Source organism: Streptomyces sp. NPDC048370 (genome assembly GCF_043200825.1).
GTDB lineage: Bacteria > Actinomycetota > Actinomycetes > Streptomycetales > Streptomycetaceae > Streptomyces.
In genome coordinates this window covers 529709-551255 of the sequence record NZ_JBICYI010000003.1, presented here as the reverse complement: position 1 = coordinate 551255, position 21547 = coordinate 529709, and the positions used below count along the sequence as shown (strand labels likewise).

Genomic DNA, 21547 nt, shown 5'->3' with positions numbered 1-21547 from the left:
AGGGGTGTACCGGTTCCTGAAAACGCCCCGCTGGTGGGGGATCAACGTCTTCGTTCTGCTGGCGATCCCGTTCTGCCTCTTCATGGGGACCTGGCAGATGGGCAAGTTCGAGGACCGCGTCGACTCCCACCAGGAGGCGGAGCGGGCCCCGGACCCGGGCACGCTGAAGACCGAGCCGCTGGACGCGCTGCTGCCGGTGGACAAGGCGACCTCGGGCCGGCACGCGGAGGCGAGCGGCCGGTACGGGGAGCAGTTCCTGGTGCCGGACCGTGAGCTGGACGGCCGCGCGGGCGCGTACGTCCTGACGCTCCTGAAGACCGACGGCGGCAAGTCCCTGCCGGTGGTACGGGGCTGGCTGCCGGCCGGCGCGAAGGCGCCGGCCCCGCCGTCGGGCGAGGTCACCGTGGTCGGCGCGCTCCAGGCCTCGGAGACCACGGGGACTAAGGGGGTCCGCGCGGCCGGCGGGCTCCCCGAGGGGCAGCTCGCCATGATCAGCGCGGGGTCCCTGGTCAACGTGGTCCCCGACCAGGTCTACGACGCGTGGGTCACGCTCACGGACTCCCCCGCCGGACTGACCCCCGTCCCGGCGGCGGCCGCGGCGGGCACGTCGCTGGACCTGAAGGCGTTCCAGAACCTCGGCTACACGGCGGAGTGGTTCGTCTTCGCGGGCTTCGTCGTCTTCATGTGGTTCCGCCTACTGCGCCGCGAGACGGAGGCCCAGCGCGACGAGGCGCTGGGGCTGGGGCTGTAGGAGACGGGGCTCCGCCAAGGGACGGGCTCCAGGGGGACGGGCTCCGGGGGGACGGGCTCCGGGGGGACGGGCTCCAGGGCACGGGCTCCAGGCGATCAGGCGCCGGGGCCGCCACGCGCCTAGGCCTTCACGCGACCAGTGTCGGGCCCCTGGCTGCGCCGGGATCCTGAACGCACGCCGGGCCTCCTGGCCGCACGCCGGGCCTCCTGGCCGCTCGCCCGGCCCCTGGCCCCACGTCGGACCCCAGAACGCTACGACGCGTCCAGGACGCCCGTGCGGTAGATGGTGCCCGCGCAGGCGTTCGGGATCGTCGTGGCTGCCTGTGGGGCGCCCGGCTCGGCGATGTGGCTGATCGCGACGCTGCCGTCGGCGGGCGTCCCGTCCGTGCCGAGCTGCGGGGCCGTGCCCTCGACCGACTCACCGGTACCGGTCGAGCCCGAGGCCCCCGTCGACGTACCCTCGCCCTCCTTCGACGGGGTCGGGGTCGGCTCCTGGGTCGGGGTGGGCTCCGGGTCCGGGCCGGGGCCGGGGTCCGGCGGGGTGGTCGTGGTCGGGCAGGTCGCCGCGGGGACCCAGGCGAACCTCACCTCGTACGCGTTGTCCGGCTTGAGGACCAGCGCGGCCGATTCCTGCGAGGGGTCGGGCAGTCCGCTCGCCGCGTCCCCCGGCTGGTGCGCGACGACCGTGATCTTGGACGGGTCCGCCGCTCCGCGCGCCTGGAAGTCGATGATGCCGTCGCCGGTCACCACGCACTCCTTGCCGGAGACGTTGGAGATGCGGAACGTGCCGTAGACCTTCCCGTCGGCGTCGGGACCGCCGGCCTGCGCCGAACCGACGCCCAGCTGCCCGGCCTCGCAGGCCGGGAGGGAGCCCGTCGGCGACTGCGAGCCGCCGCCCGTGGTGCCGTTCGAGGCGTCCTCCTCGTGGCCGGCGCCGGCGGCGGCGCCCTGGCTGGGAGCCGCGGTGCCGCTCGGCTTGCCGGCGCCCTGCCCGCCGCCCTCGACCCCGGTCTCGGAGCCGGTGCCGCCCTGCGTCTGCTCGCCGTGGCCGGCGTTGACGGCCTGGTCGGCGGTGATGCCGCCGGAGCCGGCGACGTGCACGAGGGCGGGCACGGCCGTGCCGATCAGCACGGCGGCCGCGGCGAAGCCGACGACGGCCTGGCGCTTGCGGGTGCGTCGCGCGGGCACGGCCCGGCGCAGGTGGTCGAGGGCGCCGTCGGAGGGCTGGAGGTCGTCCACGGCGCCGTGCAGCAGCCGTCGCAGCGCCAGTTCGTCGCCGTCGAAGAGGTCGTCGTGGCCGTCGGCCCGCTCGTTGTCCGGCCCGTCGTTCACAATCCTGTGTCCCATGTCGTCGCGTTCACCGTCGGGCAGTCCGCTCGTACCACCGGAGCTCGTACCACCGAAGCGCGCATCACCAGAGCTCGTACCACCGGAGCTCATACCACCGGAACCCGTACCGCCGGAGCTCATGCCGTCGCCTCCATCGCGACGCGCAGCGCCGCGATGCCACGCGAGCCGTACGCCTTCACCGACCCCAGGGATATCCCGAGGGTCTCGGCCACCTGGGCCTCGGTCATGTCCGCGAAGTATCGCAGGACCAGTACCTCGCGCTGCCGCCGCTGGAGCCCGCGCATCGCCTTGATCAGCGCGTCCCGCTCCAGCTGGTCGTACGCGCCCTCCTCCGCGCTCGCCATGTCCGGCATCGGCTTGGAGAGCAGCTTCAGGCCGAGGATGCGGCGGCGCAGAGCCGAGCGCGAGAGGTTGACGACCGTCTGGCGCAGATAGGCCAGGGTCTTCTCCGGGTCACGGACCCGTTTGCGCGCGGAGTGGACGCGGATGAACGCCTCCTGGACCACGTCCTCGCAGGAGGCCGTGTCGTCGAGGAGCAGCGCGGCGAGACCGAGCAGCGAGCGGTAGTGCGCTCGGTAGGTCTCGGTCAGGTGATCGACGGAGGTGCCCGCGGACACGGTGCCTTCAGCGCTCTCGCGGGGCGAGGGAATGCCGGTCACACCGGCCGCCCGGGTCCCTGCGGGCATCGGGGCGATCACCGGCATGCCGCCGGCCGGACGCGGTCGCCTGAGCGGGCGCGCCACAGGGACGCCGCTGCCCGCGCCGTAGCCGGCGCGTGCGGGAACCTTGAGCGTGCCACGGAGCGGGACGACCGCCGCGATGTCGAGAACCTCTGCCACGCCTGTTGGACACGCTTCCCCCCGTCAGGGTTGTACGAGTACGCCACCGTTCTTGCCGGTGCACCAATTGCCCTCATGCGTACCCGCTCTTCCCCAATGCCCCGTATTCACAGCGCGTACTGCACCGCACCACTTGGGTGCGCAAAAAGACGCCCCTCACCCAACTACCGGTTGCGGCAAGGGTGAAGAGCATCGTCGAACATGGCGTCACCCCAGTTCAAGGGGCATCTGGCGCCGACTTGCTCACAGGCCGTTCACAGATCCTACAAAGTCGAACGATCAGTCGTCGCCGAATTCCGGACGCTCCGGACCCTCCGGGCGGCGCTCCTAACCCTCGGGACGCTCAGGACGAATGATCGACTCCGCGATCTGCACGGCGTTCAGCGCCGCGCCCTTGCGCAGGTTGTCGCCGCAGACGAAGAACTCGAGCGTCCGCTCGTCGTCCATCGACCGGCGCACCCGCCCCACCCAGACCGGGTCCGTGCCCACGACGTCGGCGGGCGTGGGGAAGTCGCCCGAGGCCGGATCGTCGAAGAGCACCACGCCGGGCGAGGTCGCCAGGATCTCGTGCGCCCGTCCGACGCTCACCGGCCGCTCGAACCGCGCGTGCACGGAGACCGAGTGCGCGGTCACCACCGGCACGCGGACGCAGGTCGCGGCGACGGGCAGCTCGGGAAGGTCGAGGATCTTGCGGGTCTCCTCGCGCAGCCCCAGCTCCTCGGAGGACCAGCCGTCCGCGGTCAGCGCCCCGGACCAGGGCACCACGTTGAGCGCGACAGGACCGGGGAAGGGACCGGTGTCGTCGCCGACGGCCCGCCGGACGTCACCGGGGTGCGTGCCCAGCTCGGTCCCCGCCACCAGCGAGAGCTGCGCGCGCAGCGCGGCGACGCCGGCCTGCCCGCCCCCGCTCGCGGCCTGCTGGGCGGTCACCACCAGCTCGGCGAGCCCGAACTCGGCGTGCAGCGCGCCCACGGCGACGATCAGCGCGAGCGTGGAGCAGCCGGGGCTCGCGACGATGCCCCGGGGCCGTACCCGTACGGCGTGCGGGTTGATCTCGGGGACCACCAGCGGCACGTCCGGGTCGGCCCGGAACGCCGCGGAGGTGTCCACGACCACCGCGCCCTTGGCGGCGGCGATCGGCGCCCAGCGCGCCGCGATGTCCTCGGGCACCAGGAAGAGAGCGAGGTCGGCGCCCTCAAGAGCCTCCTCGCTCAGGGCGAGGACCTCGGTCTCCTCCCCGCGCACGGCGAGCTTGCGCCCGGCCGAGCGCGGAGAGGCGACGAGTCGGATCTCGCCCCAGACGTCCGCGTGCTGCGTGAGCATCTGGAGCATGACCGCACCGACGGCTCCGGTCGCACCGACGACCGCGAGCGTCGGCTTGGGGGTCATCGTCCGGTGCCTCCGTAGACGACGGCCTCGTCGGAGTCGCTGTCCAGGCCGAAGGCGGTGTGCACGGCGCGCACGGCCTCGTTGACGTCGTCGGCGCGGGTGACGACCGAGATGCGGATCTCGGAGGTCGAGATCAGCTCGATGTTCACACCGGCGTCGGAGAGCGCCCGGAAGAAGTCGGCGGTGACGCCCGGGTTGGTCTTCATACCGGCGCCGACCAGGGAGATCTTGCCGATCTGGTCGTCGTAGCGCAGCGAGTCGAAGCCGATCAGGTCCTTCGTCCGCTCCAGGGCGTCGATGGCCTTGCGGCCCTCGGCCTTGGGGAGGGTGAAGGAGATGTCCGTCAGGCCGGTGGAGGCGGCCGAGACGTTCTGGACGATCATGTCGATGTTGATCTCGGCGTCCGCGACGGCACGGAAGATGGCCGCGGCCTCGCCCGGCTTGTCCGGCACGCCGACGACGGTGATCTTCGCCTCGGAGGTGTCGTGGGCGACGCCCGAGATGATGGCCTGCTCCACCTTGAGATCCCCTTGCGGCTCGTTGCTGACCCACGTGCCCTGCAGCCCCGAGAAGGACGAGCGGACGTGGATCGGAATGTTGTAGCGGCGTGCGTACTCGACGCAGCGGTGCAGCAGCACCTTGGAGCCGGAGGCGGCGAGCTCCAGCATGTCCTCGAAGGAGATCCAGTCGATCTTCTTCGCCTTCTTCACCACGCGCGGGTCGGCCGTGAAGACGCCGTCGACGTCGGTGTAGATCTCACAGACCTCGGCGTCGAGCGCGGCGGCCAGCGCGACGGCGGTCGTGTCCGAGCCGCCGCGGCCGAGCGTGGTGATGTCCTTCTTGTCCTGGGACACACCCTGGAAGCCCGCGACGATGGCGATGTTGCCCTCGTCGAGGGCGGTACGGATCCGGCCCGGCGTGACATCGATGATGCGCGCTTTGTTGTGGACCGAGTCGGTGATGACGCCGGCCTGGCTGCCCGTGAACGACTGGGCCTCGTGGCCCAGGTTTTTGATCGCCATGGCCAGCAGGGCCATGGAGATCCGCTCTCCGGCGGTCAGCAGCATGTCGAACTCACGCCCGGCAGGCATCGGGGATACCTGCTCGGCGAGATCGATCAACTCGTCCGTCGTGTCGCCCATCGCGGAGACCACGACGACCACCTGGTGGCCGTTCTTCTTGGCTTCCACGATTCGCTTGGCGACGCGCTTGATGCCTTCGGCATCGGCAACGGAGGAGCCTCCGTACTTCTGCACGACAAGGCCCACGTGCGCTCCTCGATCAGTCTCTGCCGCAGTCATTACTGCGGTCGGCTCAGTTTAACGAGCGGCCCGGGATCGCCGACCGTATATCGCATCCTGAGATGTCCCGCTCAGGACGTGATCACGACCGTGGAACCCGGGCCGCCCGTGGGAGACCGTCTGCCCGGGAGGGGCGCGGGTACGCGGGGAGGAGCGGAGGTGTGCGCGGGCTCACATCGGCGGGGGCCCTGGTCGGGGGCCCTGGTGGGGTGCGTCAGCGGGGGGGCGCAGGCGGGGCGGGGCCCCCCGCGGCTGGGGGCCTCACCAGTCCGCGCCGGGAAGCCACCCGGGCGGCAGGTGCCTCCACCCGCCCGGGGGCTCGACATGCATCAGGTGGGTGGTGAAGGGATGGTCCTCCCCCAGCGCCCGTACGGCGTCGTCGACCACCGCGTCGAACGCCGCCGCCGCCCGCTCGACCTCCCCCACCGCCTCGTACAGCCGGGCCAGGTTCAGCCGCGAGGTCAGCGTCTCGGGGTGGTCCGGACCGAGCAGGCTCCGCCGCTCGTCGAGGGTCCGCTCGTGCAGGGCGATCGCGTCCTCCAGACGCCCTGCGTCCTGGTAGGCGACGCCGAGGTGGCTCCGCACCAGCAGGGTGTCCCGGTGGGCGGGGCCCCGCAGCCGTTCGAGCCCGGCGAGCGCCCCCTCGAGGAGCTCGACCGCGCCTTCCGTGTCTCCGAGATGGCGCCAGGTGATCGCGAGCCGGCCACGGGCGACGTGCGTCTCCGCCCGGTCCTCGCCGAGCACCCGCTCCAGGTCGGCGACCACCCGCGCCTGGAGCTCGACCGACGGCTCCAGGTCCCATCCGATGGCCCAGCACTCGGCGACGCCCTCACGGCTGGCCGAGGTCTGGGGGTGGTCCTCGCCGAGCACCCGCGCCCGGCAGAGGACCGCCCGCTCGAACCAGAGCGCCGCCTCCGTCAGGTCCCTGTCCGACACCAGGAACCTGGCCCCCTGGTGCAGCATGGCCGCCGTGCGCTCGGTGTCGTCCGCCGGGTCGACCTGCCCGACGTACGTCTCGACGTGCGGGAACAGCTCGCGCCACGCGCTCCACTCCGCCCGGCCGTCGGCGCCCTGCGGCAGCGCGGCCGCCAGCGCCTCCTCCGCGAGGAGGCGGGCCCGGTCGATGTCCTCGGCACGCCGGTGCGGATCGCTCGCGTCCGCCGTGCGGGCGACGGCCTGCACGAGCCGGTGTACGGAGGCGGCGCCGTCCTCGTGCAGCGTGACCATGCTGTGCGCGGCGAGCCGGCCGACCGCGCGGCGCACGCGCGGCGTGGGCCCGAGCCGGTCGAGGAGGTCCCGGGGGATCCGGTCGGGCCCCCACCACGCGAGGACGCGCAGGATGGTCCCGGTGAGCGGATCGGCGGCCACGAGCCGGTCCAGGGTGAGCCGCCAGGTCCAGGCGACCGCCTGCCGCCCGTCGCCCGGCGTCGTCTCGTACAACTCCCCCGGGTACTGCCGTAGCTGATCGAGGTACTCGCCGGGCGTCGTGCGGGTCTCGGCGCAGTAGGCGGCCGCCTGGGCGACGGCGAGCGGCAGGTGTCCCAGCGTCGCGCAGAGCTTCCTCGCCCGGCGGTCGTCCCCGTCCCCGAGACCGGTGACGGCCTGCGCGAACATCGCGTACGAGTCGTCCACGTCCGGCACGGTCAGGGCGAGCACCTCGGCGAGACCGTCCCACCCGCCTGCCTGCCGGGTGGTGATCAGGATCCGCCCGCGCCGCTCGACCCGCGAGAGCACGGCCTCGACGTCGGCGGCCACGGTCACGTTGTCGAGCACGAGCAGCCACCCGTCGTGCGTGGCCAGCCACTGCAACGCCCGCTCGCGCAAGGCCTCTTGCGGGAGTACGTCGATCAGTGCGGGCTGCATCGCCCCGGCGAGGGCGGCGAGCCCGGCGTCGAGGTCGGCACGGCTCTCGGCGGTGATCCACCACGTGGGCCGGTGGCCCCCGGCCCGCAGGGTCGCCCAGCGGGCGGCGAGCGTCGACTTGCCGATGCCGCCGAGGCCCCGGACGGCGACGACGTGGTGGTCCGGGCCGTCGAAGTACGCGTCCAGCCAGCCGAGTTCACGCTCACGACCGACGAACCGCACGGCCTTGCGCGGGATGTTGACGAGCCCGTCGGGGCAGGCGGCGGGGGCGAGGGCCTCGGGCGGGAGGAGGATGGCGCGTTCGACCTGGGTGACGTGGTCCCCGGTCGCGACCCGCCCGATGTTCCCACCGGCGGCGACGGAACGGTCCCCGCCGGCCTCGACGCCGCGCTCACCCTCGCGCTCGACGCCGGTCACGCGTCGCCCGTCGACACGCTCCCGATGTCACCACCGGCCGCGACGGACCGGTCGCCGGAGGCGGTCACGGGCCCGGGGGCGGGGGTGGTGGACGGCCCGGGGGCAGGTGCGGGCGCGGAAGCCGGTGCCGGTGCCGGGCTCGTACCGCTGCCCGTCGCCACGGACCCGATGCTGCCGCCCGCCGCGACGGCGCCCGCGCCGGAGGCGGTCACGCCGGGCGCGGGCGGTGCGGCCTGCGGGGCGGCCGCGCCCCTGCCGAACTGCCCCCAGAGGGTGAGCCCGATGCCCACGGCGGCGAGAACGGCCCCGGTGACGCTGGCGATCTGGTCGGCCTTGCCGAGGTCGGCGAGGGCGACGGCGATCAGCGCACCGACCCCGACGACACCGACGCCGACACCGGTCCACAGGAGTGCCTTTGACCGCCTCTGCGGCTGCGTCTGCGTCTGCGTTGCCATGCGTCCATGATGGCAGCGAGGAGCGGAGCTGGGCGGCCTTACCCCAACTCCATCTGCTGCCGCACGAGCCGCGTCAGGTCGCACTCCCCGACCGTCCGCAGGCAGTCCTCCAACAGTTCGGCCCCTACGACACGACCGCGGTCCACTTGTCCACCCAGCATGAGCACGTGGACGACGATGAGGCGCGAGAGGAAGGTGTGCGCGTCGGTATCACCGTCGCGGCGCCGAACATCCTCGATCACGTTCTCCGCAAGGGCCAAGGCGCGCTCCGTCTCCCCGGCGGCCGCGAGCGCCAGGGCCAGGGAGCGCTTGATCCTGGCTTCCACGTTGGGATCCTGCGGCGACGCGTGCTCGGCTTCGGTGGCGAGTTCCTCAAGAAGCACCACGTCGAGGTCCCCGCGAGAGGAGGCTTCGAGCAGCTCGTACCGCGCCTGGATCGTGTCGGGATGCCTGGGCCCCAGGAGACGGTGAAAGTGGTCGACGTTCTCGGCGAGCAGTTCCTCCGCTCGCGTCGGTTCGAACTCCCGTAGGACTCGAGCCAAGCCCTCGCGGGCTTCCAAGGTGGCAGGGTCATCCGGCCCCAGAACCCGCAACCGCGCGGCGAGACCGTCCTCCAGGAGTTCGACCGCCCGCGCCTTGCTGCCCTCCATCTCCAAGGCCAGGGCAAGGTGCTGCACCGCGCGCAGCGTGTCCAGGTGGTCCGGGCCGAGGATCCGGCGCATGGAGTTCAGCGCCCGCTCGGCGAGCGGCAAGGCCCGGGCCCCGACCGTGTCCAACCGGAAGAACAGTGCGGCCACCTCGAACAGTCTGGCCGCATCCTCGGTGTCGTCGGCCTGATCGGAATGGCCGGCCAGTGCCTCCGCGTGGACGGCAACCCGCCGACCCGCGCCGTCCACCGCGTACCACGCACCCCTGCGGAGCAGTTGCGTGGCGACTTCGCGGGCCGCAGCGGCCGCCGTCGCTGCCGCCGGGTCCGCACGGACCACGGCCTGCACCAGCCGGTGGACGGTCAGCTCCCCGTTCCGCAGCGTGATCATGCTGTGCGCGGCAAGGCGCCGTACCCCCTCCGTGACCTCCAGAGGCGTGCCCAGCGGCTCGAGGAGCCAGCGCGGGATCCCCTCGGGCGCCCACCAGGCGATGACCCGGAGCACGGAGACGGCCGTCGGCGTGTCCGCCAGCCGGTCCAACGTCACCTGCCAGACCCGCGCCAGCGTGCGGGCCGCCTCGCCGCCCTCCGACGTTGCCGCGAACATCTCGGCGGGGTACGCGGCGAGCAGTTCCCGGTACGTACGGGGGGTGATGCCGGCCTCCGCGCAGTACGCGGCCGCCTGCTTCAGCGCGAGCGGCAGGTAGCCCAACTCCGCGCAGAGCGCGTCGAGTCCGTCGTCGGCATCGCAGAATCCCGTGAAGAGCTCGGCCGCCTCGCCCTGCCCCAGGACCTCCAGCGCCACCGTCCGCGCGATGTCCTGCCAGCCCGACGCCCGCCGCGACGTCACCAGGATCCGGCCGCCGCCGCCCGCTCGGGCCAGGAGCGGACGCAGGTCCGCCGGGTCGGAGACGTTGTCGAGGACGAGCAGCCAGCCCTCGTGGGTCCCCAGCCACTGCAACGCCCGCTCGCGCAGCGCGTCTTCGGGCAGTACGCCCACCACCGACGGCTGCATGGCCCGCGCCAGGTCGGCCAGGCCCGCGTCGAGTTCGGCCGGGGTCTCGGCCGTGATCCACCAGACCACCGTGTGGTCGGCCATCCGGTCCGCCGCCCAGCGCGCCGCCAGCGTCGACTTGCCGATGCCTCCCAGGCCGCAGAGGACCTGGATTCCCGATCCCTCGTCCAGCAAGGCGAGTTCACGGGTCCGACCCACGAACAGCTGCGTGCGCTCAGGGAGATGGACCAATCCCGACGGGGAGACCGTCAAAGCCTCCGGCGGCAGCAAGGTGGCGCGCTCGACCTGGGTGACGAAGTCACCCGTGTTGACGCGCCCGATGCCCCCGCCGGCCGCGACCGAACGCTCGCCGGAAGCCTCGGTCCCGCCCGTTCCCCCAGTCATCGGTCCATGATGGCAGGGCCACGGGCGCCCCGAAGGCCGGCCGCTCCTACTGCTTCAGGCCCAGCCCCAGCGGTCCCGCGATCTCCTCCGCCATGACCCGGCCCGCCTCCTCCGCGAGGTCGTCCTCCGTCAGGTCCTCGTCCGTGTCCAGGCCGTCCAGAGCCGCCAGGGGCTGGTCGAGGCGGACGTGGGCGACGAGGGACTGGAGGGCGCGGAGGGTCGCCGAGGCCGTCGGGCCCCAGTTGGAGAAGTACGAGAACTGCCACCACCACAGGGCCTCGCTCGTGCGCCCCGCGCGGTAGTGGGCGAGGCCGTGGCGCAGGTCGGTGACGATGTCGGCGAGGTTGTCGGAGATCCGGGCCGGTACGGGGGCCTTGCGGGGCTCGTACGGGTCGAAGACCTCGGAGAAGACGTCCACCGGTTCCAGCATCGCCGCGAAGCGCAGGCGCAGGTCGTCCACGTCCGGCTCAGGGCCCGTGTCGGGCTCGTACCGCTCGTCCGGGAGGATGTCCTCGTGGGCGCCGAGACGGCCGCCCGCGAGGAGCAGCTGGGAGATCTCCAGGAGCAGGAAGGGCACGGCGCTGTCGGGCTCGTCGCCCTTGGCCACTTCCGTGGTCGCCACGATGAAGGACTCGATCGAGTCGGCGATCTGGACCGCGAAGTCGTCCGGGTCCTGCGTGATCGCGTGCAGTGTGGCATCAGACATCGCGGGTGCCTCCTTCGAGCGCGGGCGCGGGCGCGCAGACCCTGTCGTCATACATCTAGCAGTCGCCGCCCCTCGAAGGCACGCCCCAGGGTGACCTCATCGGCGTACTCCAGATCGCCGCCGACCGGCAGGCCGCTCGCCAGGCGCGTGACCTTGAGGCCCATGGGCTTGATCATCCGCGCCAGGTACGTCGCGGTGGCCTCGCCCTCCAGGTTCGGGTCGGTCGCCAGGATCAGCTCGGTGATCGAACCGTCCGCGAGCCGCGCGAGCAGCTCCCGGATGCGCAGGTCGTCGGGGCCGACGCCCTCGATCGGGCTGATCGCGCCGCCGAGCACGTGGTAGCGGCCGCGGAACTCGCGGGTCCGCTCGATCGCCACGACGTCCTTCGGCTCCTCGACCACACAGATGACCGTCTGGTCCCGGCGCGGGTCGCGGCAGATGTTGCACTGCTCCTGCTGGGCCACGTTGCCGCAGACCGCGCAGAACCTGACCTTGTCCTTGACCTCCAGGAGCGCGTGCGCGAGACGGCGCACGTCGGTCGGCTCGGCCTGGAGGATGTGGAAGGCGATCCGCTGGGCGCTCTTGGGACCGACGCCGGGCAGCCTGCCCAGTTCGTCGATGAGGTCCTGAACCACGCCTTCGTACAACGGAACGCCCTTCTCAGAAGTGCTTGTTTCTTACGGTAGTGGCTGCCGGGGCGCCTTAGAAGCCCAGGCCCGCGAACCGGCTCAGAAGCCCAGGCCCGGCATTCCGCCCAGGCCCTGCGCCAGCGGGCCCAGCTTGTCCTGCTGGAGCTGCTGCGCGTTGTCGTTGGCGGCCTTGACGGCGGCGACGACCAGGTCGGCCAGGGTCTCGGTGTCCTCCGGGTCGACCGCCTTGGGGTCGATCACCAGGCCGCGCAGCTCGCCCGAGCCGGTGACCGTGGCCGTCACCAGACCGCCGCCCGCCTGGCCCTCGACCTCGGTCGCGGCGAGCTCCTCCTGGGCGCGCGCGAGGTCCTGCTGCATCTTCTGGGCCTGCTGGAGGAGCTGCTGCATGTTGGGCTGGCCACCACCGGGAATCACGGTCACTCCTGGCATTTTCGCCGGTATCCGCAGGACACCGGGACGACTGATGTTCGGTATGCCGAGCCTACGTGGTCCATGCCCGGCCTGCCGCCACAACTCTTTCGAGTGAGAAACTGCGGGCTCCTCTACCTGATCAAGACCCCCTTGCGGGCGGAAATCCCGGGATTCCGGGCCCACAGCCCACCATTCGGCGGTAGGAAGGGCAGGCACCACGTGCACCGCACGTCACAGAAGGCCACGAGCGCTGAGCTGAACAGAGGAGTGCCCCGGTGAGCCAGCAGCCGGAGATGCAGCCGCCGCAGCCGCCCCCCGGGGAGCCTGGGCGACCGGGGCAGCCCGGGCGGTCCGCCGCGCACCGCGATCTGACCGGGACACCGTTCCCGCTCGGCGACTGGGGCGAGCCCGCGGAGCGTCTGGACGAGCTGTACCGCTGGGTCGAGTCCAACGCGCTGCGCACCGCGGAGTGGTACCTGTCCGACCGGGTCTGGAAGCGCCGCTGCGCCCGGGCCCTGCGGGTCGGTACGGCCCTGGGCGTCGTCGTGGGCGCCGCCCTGCCGCTGCTCGACCTGACCGACGTCGCGCCGGACGGGGCGGCGGGCTGGGGGTACCTGTCCCTGCTGCTCGGCGCCGCGTGCATGGCCTGCGACCGGTACTTCGGGCTGACGTCCGGCTGGATAAGGGACGTGGCGACGGCGCAGGCGGTGCAGCGCAGGCTGCAGGCCCTGCAGTTCGACTGGGCGTCGGAGAGCGTACGGGAGGTCCTCGGGCCCACCGAGGGGACCGCGAGCGAGGCGGCGGAGCGGTGCCTCGGGGTGCTGCGCCGGTTCTCGGAGGACGTGACCGAGCTCGTACGGGCCGAGACGGCGGACTGGATGATCGAGTTCCGTTCCGGCCCCGCGCCGCTGGCCCTGCAGGCGGTCGGCGCGGGCCCGTCCCGCCCCGAGGGCGCCCACCCGTCGTCCCGCTTCCCGCTCCCGCCGGGCACCCGCCCGAACATGCCGAGGCAGCGTCCACCCGAACCGCGCTGACCGTCCGCGTACGTGGACATGAATGGAGGGGCGGCCCCGTCTTTTCGGGCCGCCCCTCCACCTTCGACGACCTTCAGCTCAGGATGATCATCGAGCCCTGGCCGAGGCTCCTGGTCGCCGCCGCGTGCAGGCCGAGCCACACGTGGCGCTCGCGCGCGAACGGGCTGTCGTCGTACGCGATCGGCCTGGCCGGCTCCTCCAGGGAGGTCGGCCGCTCCGGCGGCAGCGGCGGGGCCGGCGGGTTGGCCGGGTCGATCCCGATCGCGGGCGCGACGAGCTCGAGCTCCCGCAGCAGCCCGTGCGAGGACCCCAGCGGGCCGCCGCCCTCCAGGAGTTCGTCGCTGGAGAGCGGAGCCGGGAAGTCCACGGGCACATAGGCCCCCGCGTGGTCGTAGTGCCAGACGAGGTGGGACTGCTGTGCGGCCGACTCGAACATCTCCAGGAGCTGTTCGTAGTCCCCGCCGAGCTCGCCGACCGGCTCGACGGGCAGGCCGCAGAGCTGCAGCAGGTAGGCGCGGCGCAGGAAGTGCAGGGCGTCGTAGTCGAACCCGGCGATGGGCGCGACGTCGCCGGAGAGCCCCGGCATGTACGCGTACACGGGGACGGTCGGCAGACCCGACGCGGTCAGGGCCTTGTCGTAGGCGGCGATCTCTTCGGCGAAGGGGTTGTCGGGGCTGTGGCACAGCACGTCCACCAGCGGGACCAGCCACAGGTCACAGGCCAAGGGAGGCTCGCTCTCCGTCAGTTGCAGGGACGGCCAGGGTAGTCGGCACGGTCCGCGCCGCACACCCGGTGGGGACCTGCCCCTCGACGCACCCTCCGACACCCCTGACCCACGGTCCGGTCAGCGGGTTCGTGTCTCCAGGCGGTCCGCCCACTCCAGGGACTGCCGGTTGTACGCCCGCATCACCTCGACCGCGGCGGCCGCGTCGCCGAGGGTCAGCGCGTCGACGAGGTCCACGTGCCCGCTCCACAGCCAGCCGAGGACGTCCCGGTCCGAGCGCAGGTACGGCACGGAGAACACCCAGGCCTGGACGCGGAGCCGGTGCAGGAAGTCGGCGATGTAGTCGTTGTCGGAGACCAGCCGGGCCAGCTCGCGCCAGTAGCGGATGTCGTAGCCGATGAGGATGTCGAGGTCGCCGGCGCGGGCCGCCCGGGCCGCCGCCTCGCCGCGGCGCCGTATGGAGACGAGCGCGACCCCGCGCGAGACGTCGGGGCCCGGCGGGTGCACGAGGGGGTCGTGGCGGCGGAAGATGCCGTCCACGACGAGCATGCGGGCCTCGACCATGCCGCGGTAGTCGGCGATCGTGAACTGGTGCACGCGGAAGCCGCGGTGCTGGTCGGAGTCGAGGAGCCCCTGCGCGGAGAGGTCGACGAGGGCCTCGCGGACCGGGGTCGCGGAGACGCCGTACTGCTCGGCGATCTGCTTGACGGTGAATTCCTCGCCCGGCTGCAAACGCCCGGCGAGCACTTCGTCACGGAGCGCGTCCGCGATCTGCCGCCGCAGGGTGTTGCGGGTGACAGCTCCGCTCGCGGGCATGATGGTCGGCCCCCTCCGTCCGGCTCTGGGACACCCTAGACCAGACGGAGGGTCCTGCTCCGTGACGCTTTTCTCCTTTACGCGACCCGGGCGCGACGCCCGCGCTGTTACGCGGTGTGCTCGTCGGCCACGGAGAGCGCCGCGTCGAGGGCGGCGAGGCCCTCCTTGGCCTCCGCCTCGGAGACGTTGCAGGCGGGGACGGCGTGGGTCCGGTTCATGTTGATGAACGGCCACAGGCCGTGCTTCTTGGCCGCCGCGCCGAAGGCCGCCATGGGGGCGTTGGCCTCGCCCGTCGCGTTGTACGGGACGAGCGGCTCGCGGGTCTCCTTGTTCTTGACCAGGTCGAGCGCCCAGAACGTGCCCATGCCGCGGACCTCGCCGACGGACGGGTGGCGCTCGGCGAGATCGCGCAGGCCGGGGCCGAGGACGGTCTCGCCGATGTGGGCGGAGTGCTCGACGACCTTCTCGTCCTCCATCACCTGGATGGTGGCCACGGCGGCGGCGCAGGCGAGCGGGTGACCGGAGTAGGTCAGTCCGCCCGGGTAGGGCCGCTTGTCGAAGGTCGCGGCGATCTCGGCGCTGATGGCGACACCGCCGAGGGGTACGTAGCCGGAGTTCACGCCCTTGGCGAAGGTCATCAGGTCGGGCACGACGTCGAAGTGCTCGGCGGCGAACCACTTGCCCGTACGCCCGAAGCCCGCCATGACCTCGTCGAGGACGAAGACGATGCCGTACTTGTCGCAGATCGCGCGGACGCCGGCGAGGTAGCCGGGCGGCGGGGTCATGATGCCGGCGGTGCCGGGGACGGTCTCCAGGATGATCGCGGCGATCGTGCCGGGGCCCTCGAAGGCGATGGTGTCCTCAAGGTGCGCGAGGGCGCGCTCGCACTCCTGCGCCTCGGTCTCGGCGTAGAACGGCGAGCGGTAGAGGAACGGCGCCCAGAAGCGCACGACGCCCGCGGAGCCGGTGTCGGAGGCCCAGCGGCGCGGGTCGCCGGTCAGGTTGATCGCGGTGGAGGTGGCGCCGTGGTACGAGCGGAAGGCGGAGAGCACCTTGTGGCGGCCCGTGTGCAGACGGGCCATCCGTACGGCGTTCTCGACGGCCTCGGCGCCACCGTTGGTGAAGAAGATCTTGTCCAGGTCGCCGGGGGTGCGCTCGGCGATGAGGCGTGCGGCCTCGGAGCGTACGTCGATGGCGAAGGCGGGCGCGAAGGTGGTGAGCTTCGCGGCCTGCTCCTGGATGGCGGCGACCACGCGCGGGTGCTGGTAGCCGATGTTGGTGTAGACGAGGCCGCTGGTGAAGTCGAGGTAGCGGTTGCCTTCGTAGTCCCAGAAGTACGAACCCTCGGCGCCGGCGACGGCGAGCGGGTCGATCAGGCCCTGGGCGGACCAGGAGTGGAACACGTGCGCGCGGTCCGCGGCCTTCACGGCCGCGCCGGCCTGCGGATCGGGAACGACGGGGGCGACATGAGGGGTCATGCGTCCAGGGTAAGTACGCGCAGGTCGGAGCGGCCATGACCATCTTGTCCACCGAGACCGGGGCGGACCAGACAGGTTGGCTGCCGCGCCCGCCCGTGAGCACACGAGCCTCATCTCCATTGACAGCTTGCTGTCATCATGACAGTCTTCTGTCATAAGCACCGGCACGGCCAAGCACTGCACGGCATCGACACCACGCAGGAGGCTCCCCATGTCCCGCACCGTCCACCTCGCCGTCTACGACACCCTCGCCGACTGGGAGACGGGTCACGCCACCGCCTGGCTCGCCCGCTCCGGCTTCACGGTCAGGACCGTCGGTCCCGTCGCCGACAAGCCCGTCACCACCGTCGGCGGGACGCGGATCCTCCCCGACCTCTCCCTCGAAGACCTCCGGCCGGAGGAGAGCGCGCTGCTGATCCTCCCGGGCGCCGACCTCTGGGACACGGGCGACGACCTCGCCCCCTTCGCGGCCGCCGCCCGCCGCTTCCTCGACGCGGGCGTCCCCGTCGCCGCGATCTGCGGCGCCACGGCCGGCCTCGCCCGCGAGGGCCTCCTCGACGACCGCCCGCACACCAGCGCCGTCTCGTTCTACCTGGCCGCCACCGGCTACCGGGGCGGCGAGCACTACGTCGACGCGGACGCGGTCACCGACGGCGACCTGATCACCGCAGGGCCGACCGAGCCCGTGGCCTTCGCCCGCGAGGTGCTCGGCAGGATGGGCGCCTTCGAGGGCGCCAAGCTCGACGCCTGGTACCGCCTCTTCCACGACTCGGACCCGGCGGCGTACGAGGAGCTGAACGCGTGAGCCGGGAGCAGCAGGACGCCCTGTCCCGTACGGCCCTCGGCGTCTTCCGGCTGAACGGCCAGTTCCTCGGCGTCTCCGAGAAGCTGGCCGAGCCCGCAGGGCTTACCGCCGCGTGGTGGCAGGTCCTGGGCGCCGTGCTCCCCGAGCCGCTGCCGGTCGCCGGGATCGCCCGCGCCATGGGCATCACCCGGCAGAGCGTCCAGCGGATCGCGGACCTCCTGGTCGAGCGGGGCCTCGCGGCGTACGAACCGAACCCGGCCCACCGCCGCGCCAAGCTCCTCACCCCGACCCCCGAGGGCCGCGCCGCGATCCGGCGCATCGACCCGGGCCACGCGGACCTGGCGGAGCGCCTGACGCGCGAACTCGGGGGCCTGGAGGCCTTCGAGGAGACCGTACGGGTCCTGGAACGGCTCTCCAGGGCGCTGGAGGCACTGGAGGCGCTGGAGGAAGCCCCCTGAGATCTCGAGATCTCGTCAGATGCTGCCGGACGTCTTCAGGATGTGCGTGGCGATCAGCTTGAACTCCTGGAGCTTCTTGCCGATCTGGGAGCCGTAGTCCGGTGCGTCGACCGTGATGGGCCAGTCCTGGCCCGCCGCGCGGTAGTGGGCGGTGACCTTCCTGTTCCCGGCGAAGCTCAGCTCGACGCCGGGCGGCCACTCCCTCAGCATCAGCAGCGGACCGTACGGCTCGAACCACCCGGGCAGGACGAGGGAGGTGAAGCCGCCGGCCCCGTCCGCCGGGATCACATCGGCCGGCACGTCGGACTCGTACGCCCGGGTGCCGGCGGAGAGGTTGGCGACGTCGGCGCCCGGATCGTCGATGATCGCCATCGCCGTGTTCTGCGTCCGCGCCTGGAGCAGCGCCGTGTACCGGGCCACGACCTCACTCTGCGCGTCGGACAGCTTCTGGTTCTTCATGTGGTTCACCAGCATCCCGAGCATGCTCTCGTCGCCCGCCGCGTCCTTCCGCAGGCCTTCGAGCTCCGCGGCCGAAAGACCGCCGCCGTCGGACACCTCGGCCAGGTCGGCGAGGATCATGTCCTCCTGTTGAGGGCGTTCCATGGCGACGCTGAAACTGCCGTTGTCGCGCGAGGTCAGCGACTGGTCCACCACGCCCTGGATGTCGTCGGGGCCCTGGGCCGTCCGCGCGTCGAGGACGTTCACGGCCAGCGCCGTCGAGTTACCGCCGTCGTTCGACCCGGTGTGCGCGATGCCCTGCTGATTCATCGTCCTGCGACCGAGGATTCCACTGGAGTTGATCGAGTGGACCAGGTCGATCATCGCGGCGATCTTGTCGACCTCGATCAGCAGCTCGTCGCTGTCCTTCACGTCCAAGGACGCGGGGAAGTCGGGGCGCTTGAGGTAGCCCAGGACGACCTTGCCGGTGTCCGAGAGGAAGTTGTCCATCCCGCTGCTCATGAGGTGCTGGACGGGGTCCTCGACCTTCGCGCCGCCGACGGTCACCGCCCGCTGGATCGCGGGCGCCTCGGCCTCGCCCCGGGTCCCGGGATGACCGGCGTCACGGAGCATCTGTACGACGGCGGCGTTGCCCCTCGCGCTTTGGAGGCCCAGGAGTTCATGCCGGTGGTGGTGATGGTCGTGGTGGTGATCGGTCCCGGCGGGCGCGCGCCTCGCCCCGCGGCCTTCCTGCTCCTCGATGGCTTCCTTGGTCTGGCGCTCGCGCATCGGGCTCCGCCCTCCGGGAATCGTCGGCAACCTCCCACTCAAGCCGACGGCGACGGCGTGGCGGAAGGTACTTCCGGGCAGAGTGCGAGGGGCCCGACGACGGTGTTCCGCAGCACTTCCGTGCAAGCGGCCAGGGCTGACCCAGAGGGCACTGACGTCGCGGGACGTTGTCCCGGACATGTCCCGGACGGGGGCGGGTCTTTCGGTCGTCCCCGTTCGGCTACCAGAGTGGCGCTCCGTCAGGTCTGTCGGTCCCTGGAGGGGGAAACAGCATGATGGTTCGCAAGCTGCTCGCGAGTACGGGTGTCGGGGCGGCACTCGTCCTGGGCGCCATGGTCGCTCCCGCACAGGCCGCTCCGGCCCCGGCGCGGGTGTCCGACGTGGTGATCCTGTCCTGCCCGCCGCCGCCCGCCTCACCGGCACCGCGGGCGGGCTACCGCTGCCTGTCGTCGTACTCGACCGAGGCACAGTGCAACACCGGCGTCCAGCGCCACATCGCGGCCACTCCCGCGACCTCGGGCTACTGCCAGCGGCAGGGTTCGAGCTTCTGGGGCTTCGTCAACAGGTACTGACGAAGGCACGTACGGACGGATGACAACGATTCCCGGGGCCCTCCGCCGAGGATCCCGGGAACCGTCACGTCTTGCGGAGAGCTGTCAGCAGTACAGGTTCGCGCCCGTGGACACGCCCAGGATCTGGGCGAACTGCTGGTACTTGGTGACCCGGCTCTGGACCTGCGCCGGGTTCTTGCCGTCGCATTCGAGGGCGCCGTTGATCGAACGGATCGTCTGGCCGAAGCCCGCGCCGTTGACCATGGCGTTGTGGCCGGTCATCGTGCCGGGGCCGTTCTGGGTGTTCCAGTACCAGAGGCCGGTCTTCCAGGCGACGGCAGCGTCGCGCTCGACGCGGTACGGGTCGTTCAGGAGGTTGATGCCGAGGGCGTCGCCGGCGGCCTTGTAGTTGAAGTTCCAGGAGAGCTGGATGGGGCCTCGGCCGTAGTACGCGGCCTGGCCTGCGGGGCAGCCGTAGGGCTGGCCGCTGTCGCAGTAGTGCGGGTAGTTGGCCGTGTTCTGCTCGACGATGTGGACCAGACCGCCGGTCTCGTGGCTGACGTTCGCCAGGAACGCGGCGGCCTCCTGGCGCTTCACCGTGTCGCCGCCGGTGGTGGCGAACGCGGGGTAGGCGCTGAGGGCCGCGGTGAGGCCGCTGTACGTGTAGAACGAGTTCCGGCTCGGGAACATCTGGTTGAACTGGGCCTCGGAGACCACGAATCCGGTCGAAGGCGGCGGGGTCGTGCCGCCCCCGCAGGTGCCCTCGTCGCGCCAGACGTCCGAGGAGCCGGGGCGTTCGTTCTGGGTCCACCACTTGGCGTACCAGTTGTGGCCGTTGTACGAGGCGGTCATGCCACCCGTGTAGACGCTGGAGGAGTTCCAGGCGCCCACGCAGGCGGGGGCCGCGCCGGCGGTGGTGGCGGGGAGGAAGACGGCCAGGCCGATGGCCGTACAGAGTGCGGAGAGGAGTATGAGCAGTCGTCGCATGATGCGCTCGCCTTCCGTGGGGGAAGGCCAAGCGAAGCGCTTTTGGTCTGGACCTGTCAAGGTCTAGACCAACTCTTGTGACGGTGATTGGTTCCGGTTCCACTTCCGGTTCCTACGGCCCCTCAGGCCCCCCAAGCCCCCTCCGTCGCTCTCAACTCCCCTACGACGAAGGCGCCGAGCACCCCGTGGGGCTCGGCGCCTTCCGTGTATCTCGCGATCAGATCATCAGCACGATGCGGCCGGGGCGGTGGCCCGCCTCCGCCCTGCGGTGGGCCTCGGCGACCTCCTCAAGGGGCATCACGTCGGACACCCGGGTGATCAGCTCCCGTGCCGCCACCTTCTCCAGGGTCTCCTTCAGCCGGGCCGCGTCCGGTCGGCCGAGGACGGTCACCACCCGGATGTTCCGCTCGGCGGCCGGCGCGCGGTCGGGGACGAGCGCGACGAAGGCGCCGTCGTCCTTCACCGCCGGCAGCAGCGGGGCGCCGTGGAAGGCGCCGTCGAAGACGGCGTCCACCCGCTCCGGGACCGCTTCCGCCACCCGCGCGATGATCTCGTCGTGGGGGCCCCGCAGGACGCTGTGCTCGGCGCCGAGGACCTTGAGCTCGTGCTGGTCGCCCTCGTGCGCGATGGCCACCACCCTCAGCCCGGCCGCGGCGGCGAACTGGACCGCGAAGCGGCCCACCACCCCACTCGCCCCGGAGACGAGCAGCGTCGCCCCCTGCGGGAGCGCCAGCTCGTCCAGGCCTCGCTGGGCGGTGGCCGCGGCCAGCGGCACGGAGGCGGCCACGGTGTAGTCCACGTCGTCCGGGATCGGGGCCAGCCACTCCGGGGCGGACCAGATGACCTCGGCGTACGTACCCTCGCCGTTCAGCTCCTCGAACCAGGGGACGAAACCGGCCACCCGGGTGCCCGCCGGCAGGCCGGGCACCGGGTCGATCAGCTTGCCCGCGAAGTCCGTCCCGAGGACGAACGGGGGCTTCAGCGGACCGACGACGTCCGCGTACCGGCCCGCGCGGATCCGCAGGTCGGCCTGGTTCACCCCGGCCGCCTTCAGCCGCACCCGGACCATTCCGGGCCGCTCACCGGCCTCGGGCTCCGGCCGGCGGGCCATTCTCAGGACCTCAGGGCCGCCGTAGGCGGTCACTTCGACGACACGCATGGGGTTCCTCTCCGCCTGGCCCCCTCGTGGCCATTACACCCACGGTCCACAGCCCCGGCAACCGTTGTTCGGCCAACCCGTGCCCGGCCCGAGGGGGCGAGCTGAACGAAGGGAGAACTCCTGGTGGCGGAG

Annotated in this window: 21 protein-coding genes; 5 read left to right on the top strand and 16 right to left on the bottom strand. The window is 72.0% G+C overall.

Annotation, left to right across the window (positions count from 1 at the left end; all coding sequences use genetic code 11):
* Nucleotides 1–4: 4 nt before the first annotated feature.
* Complete coding sequence (locus tag ACGFYP_RS09945) at nt 5–751, top strand: SURF1 family protein (protein ID WP_393488604.1); 747 nt, start codon at nt 5–7, stop codon at nt 749–751.
* Between the two features lie 251 nt (nt 752–1002).
* Here ACGFYP_RS09945 and ACGFYP_RS09940 read toward each other — a convergent pair whose 3' ends face one another.
* The 10 genes from ACGFYP_RS09940 to ACGFYP_RS09895 form a co-directional block, all read right to left on the bottom strand.
* Nucleotides 1003–2097, bottom strand: coding sequence for a hypothetical protein (locus tag ACGFYP_RS09940; RefSeq protein WP_393488601.1), 1095 nt, complete (start codon nt 2095–2097; stop codon nt 1003–1005).
* A gap of 119 nt (nt 2098–2216) precedes the next feature.
* Nucleotides 2217–2804, bottom strand: coding sequence for a SigE family RNA polymerase sigma factor (locus ACGFYP_RS09935; protein ID WP_393489183.1), 588 nt, complete (start codon nt 2802–2804; stop codon nt 2217–2219).
* Nucleotides 2805–3266: 462 nt separating this feature from the next.
* Entirely contained in the window at nt 3267–4328 is a 1062-nt protein-coding gene (locus ACGFYP_RS09930) for an aspartate-semialdehyde dehydrogenase (RefSeq protein ID WP_393488598.1), read from the bottom strand.
* On the bottom strand, nt 4325–5596 hold the full coding sequence (locus ACGFYP_RS09925; protein ID WP_361956774.1) for an aspartate kinase: 1272 nt from the start codon (nt 5594–5596) through the stop codon (nt 4325–4327). Before ACGFYP_RS09925 ends, ACGFYP_RS09930 begins: the two co-directional genes overlap by 4 nt.
* A gap of 294 nt (nt 5597–5890) precedes the next feature.
* Nucleotides 5891–7909: a tetratricopeptide repeat protein gene (locus ACGFYP_RS09920; RefSeq protein ID WP_393488591.1), complete on the bottom strand. Its 2019-nt coding sequence runs from the start codon at nt 7907–7909 to the stop codon at nt 5891–5893.
* Nucleotides 7906–8364 carry a hypothetical protein gene (locus ACGFYP_RS09915; protein WP_393488586.1) on the bottom strand — a complete coding sequence of 153 codons (459 nt, stop codon included), beginning with the start codon at nt 8362–8364 and terminating at the stop codon, nt 7906–7908. Before ACGFYP_RS09915 ends, ACGFYP_RS09920 begins: the two co-directional genes overlap by 4 nt.
* A 38-nt stretch (nt 8365–8402) precedes the next feature.
* Nucleotides 8403–10409, bottom strand: a complete 2007-nt coding sequence (locus tag ACGFYP_RS09910) for a tetratricopeptide repeat protein (protein ID WP_393488582.1) — start codon at nt 10407–10409, stop codon at nt 8403–8405.
* A gap of 46 nt (nt 10410–10455) precedes the next feature.
* The gene (locus tag ACGFYP_RS09905; protein ID WP_361956786.1) at nt 10456–11115 is read right to left on the bottom strand and encodes a DUF5063 domain-containing protein; all 660 of its coding nucleotides are present in this window, start codon (nt 11113–11115) and stop codon (nt 10456–10458) included.
* Nucleotides 11116–11162: 47 nt separating this feature from the next.
* Entirely contained in the window at nt 11163–11762 is a 600-nt protein-coding gene (recR, locus tag ACGFYP_RS09900) for a recombination mediator RecR (protein WP_361956789.1), read from the bottom strand.
* Between the two features lie 81 nt (nt 11763–11843).
* Entirely contained in the window at nt 11844–12179 is a 336-nt protein-coding gene (locus ACGFYP_RS09895) for a YbaB/EbfC family nucleoid-associated protein (protein WP_385148259.1), read from the bottom strand.
* Nucleotides 12180–12469: 290 nt separating this feature from the next.
* Here ACGFYP_RS09895 and ACGFYP_RS09890 point away from each other — a divergent pair, with 290 nt between their 5' ends.
* A complete protein-coding gene (locus tag ACGFYP_RS09890) occupies nt 12470–13210 on the top strand; it encodes an SLATT domain-containing protein (protein WP_393489177.1) in 741 nt (246 codons plus the stop codon).
* 73 nt (nt 13211–13283) lie between these two features.
* Here the strand turns inward: ACGFYP_RS09890 and ACGFYP_RS09885 are convergent, their stop codons facing one another.
* From ACGFYP_RS09885 to ACGFYP_RS09875, 3 genes are all read right to left on the bottom strand, one after another.
* Nucleotides 13284–13934 (bottom strand): hypothetical protein, encoded by a 651-nt coding sequence (locus tag ACGFYP_RS09885; protein WP_361956795.1) that lies wholly within the window; start codon nt 13932–13934, stop codon nt 13284–13286.
* 120 nt (nt 13935–14054) lie between these two features.
* Nucleotides 14055–14750 (bottom strand): GntR family transcriptional regulator, encoded by a 696-nt coding sequence (locus ACGFYP_RS09880; protein ID WP_361956798.1) that lies wholly within the window; start codon nt 14748–14750, stop codon nt 14055–14057.
* Nucleotides 14751–14857: 107 nt separating this feature from the next.
* Entirely contained in the window at nt 14858–16228 is a 1371-nt protein-coding gene (locus ACGFYP_RS09875; RefSeq protein WP_393488574.1) for an aspartate aminotransferase family protein, read from the bottom strand.
* A gap of 211 nt (nt 16229–16439) precedes the next feature.
* Between ACGFYP_RS09875 and ACGFYP_RS09870 the strand changes: the two genes are divergently transcribed.
* On the top strand, nt 16440–17033 hold the full coding sequence (locus ACGFYP_RS09870; RefSeq protein ID WP_393488571.1) for a DJ-1/PfpI family protein: 594 nt from the start codon (nt 16440–16442) through the stop codon (nt 17031–17033).
* Nucleotides 17030–17491 (top strand): MarR family winged helix-turn-helix transcriptional regulator, encoded by a 462-nt coding sequence (locus ACGFYP_RS09865; RefSeq protein ID WP_393488569.1) that lies wholly within the window; start codon nt 17030–17032, stop codon nt 17489–17491. The genes ACGFYP_RS09870 and ACGFYP_RS09865 overlap by 4 nt, the downstream gene beginning before the upstream one ends.
* A 15-nt stretch (nt 17492–17506) precedes the next feature.
* Here the strand turns inward: ACGFYP_RS09865 and ACGFYP_RS09860 are convergent, their stop codons facing one another.
* The gene (locus ACGFYP_RS09860; protein ID WP_393488567.1) at nt 17507–18718 is read right to left on the bottom strand and encodes a hypothetical protein; all 1212 of its coding nucleotides are present in this window, start codon (nt 18716–18718) and stop codon (nt 17507–17509) included.
* A gap of 272 nt (nt 18719–18990) precedes the next feature.
* Between ACGFYP_RS09860 and ACGFYP_RS09855 the strand changes: the two genes are divergently transcribed.
* The gene (locus ACGFYP_RS09855; protein ID WP_393488565.1) at nt 18991–19290 is read left to right on the top strand and encodes a hypothetical protein; all 300 of its coding nucleotides are present in this window, start codon (nt 18991–18993) and stop codon (nt 19288–19290) included.
* A gap of 84 nt (nt 19291–19374) precedes the next feature.
* Here the strand turns inward: ACGFYP_RS09855 and ACGFYP_RS09850 are convergent, their stop codons facing one another.
* Complete coding sequence (locus ACGFYP_RS09850) at nt 19375–20256, bottom strand: glycoside hydrolase family 19 protein (protein WP_393488563.1); 882 nt, start codon at nt 20254–20256, stop codon at nt 19375–19377.
* A gap of 217 nt (nt 20257–20473) precedes the next feature.
* The gene (locus ACGFYP_RS09845; RefSeq protein WP_393488561.1) at nt 20474–21415 is read right to left on the bottom strand and encodes an NADP-dependent oxidoreductase; all 942 of its coding nucleotides are present in this window, start codon (nt 21413–21415) and stop codon (nt 20474–20476) included.
* Between the last annotated feature and the right edge of the window lie 132 nt (nt 21416–21547).

What these genes read in the sequence shown, in the direction of transcription:
- ACGFYP_RS09940 (WP_393488601.1), bottom strand. Translation starts at nt 2,097, where the DNA reads ATGGGACACAGGATTGTGAACGACGGGCCGGACAACGAGCGGGCCGAC.
- ACGFYP_RS09935 (WP_393489183.1), bottom strand. Translation starts at nt 2,804, where the DNA reads ATGCCGGTGATCGCCCCGATGCCCGCAGGGACCCGGGCGGCCGGTGTG.
- ACGFYP_RS09930 (WP_393488598.1), bottom strand. Translation starts at nt 4,328, where the DNA reads ATGACCCCCAAGCCGACGCTCGCGGTCGTCGGTGCGACCGGAGCCGTC.
- ACGFYP_RS09915 (WP_393488586.1), bottom strand. Translation starts at nt 8,364, where the DNA reads ATGGCAACGCAGACGCAGACGCAGCCGCAGAGGCGGTCAAAGGCACTC.
- ACGFYP_RS09910 (WP_393488582.1), bottom strand. Translation starts at nt 10,409, where the DNA reads ATGACTGGGGGAACGGGCGGGACCGAGGCTTCCGGCGAGCGTTCGGTC.
- ACGFYP_RS09905 (WP_361956786.1), bottom strand. Translation starts at nt 11,115, where the DNA reads ATGTCTGATGCCACACTGCACGCGATCACGCAGGACCCGGACGACTTC.
- ACGFYP_RS09890 (WP_393489177.1), top strand. Translation starts at nt 12,470, where the DNA reads ATGCAGCCGCCGCAGCCGCCCCCCGGGGAGCCTGGGCGACCGGGGCAG.
- ACGFYP_RS09880 (WP_361956798.1), bottom strand. Translation starts at nt 14,750, where the DNA reads ATGCCCGCGAGCGGAGCTGTCACCCGCAACACCCTGCGGCGGCAGATC.
- ACGFYP_RS09875 (WP_393488574.1), bottom strand. Translation starts at nt 16,228, where the DNA reads ATGACCCCTCATGTCGCCCCCGTCGTTCCCGATCCGCAGGCCGGCGCG.
- ACGFYP_RS09870 (WP_393488571.1), top strand. Translation starts at nt 16,440, where the DNA reads ATGTCCCGCACCGTCCACCTCGCCGTCTACGACACCCTCGCCGACTGG.
- ACGFYP_RS09860 (WP_393488567.1), bottom strand. Translation starts at nt 18,718, where the DNA reads ATGCGCGAGCGCCAGACCAAGGAAGCCATCGAGGAGCAGGAAGGCCGC.
- ACGFYP_RS09855 (WP_393488565.1), top strand. Translation starts at nt 18,991, where the DNA reads ATGATGGTTCGCAAGCTGCTCGCGAGTACGGGTGTCGGGGCGGCACTC.
- ACGFYP_RS09850 (WP_393488563.1), bottom strand. Translation starts at nt 20,256, where the DNA reads ATGCGACGACTGCTCATACTCCTCTCCGCACTCTGTACGGCCATCGGC.
- ACGFYP_RS09845 (WP_393488561.1), bottom strand. Translation starts at nt 21,415, where the DNA reads ATGCGTGTCGTCGAAGTGACCGCCTACGGCGGCCCTGAGGTCCTGAGA.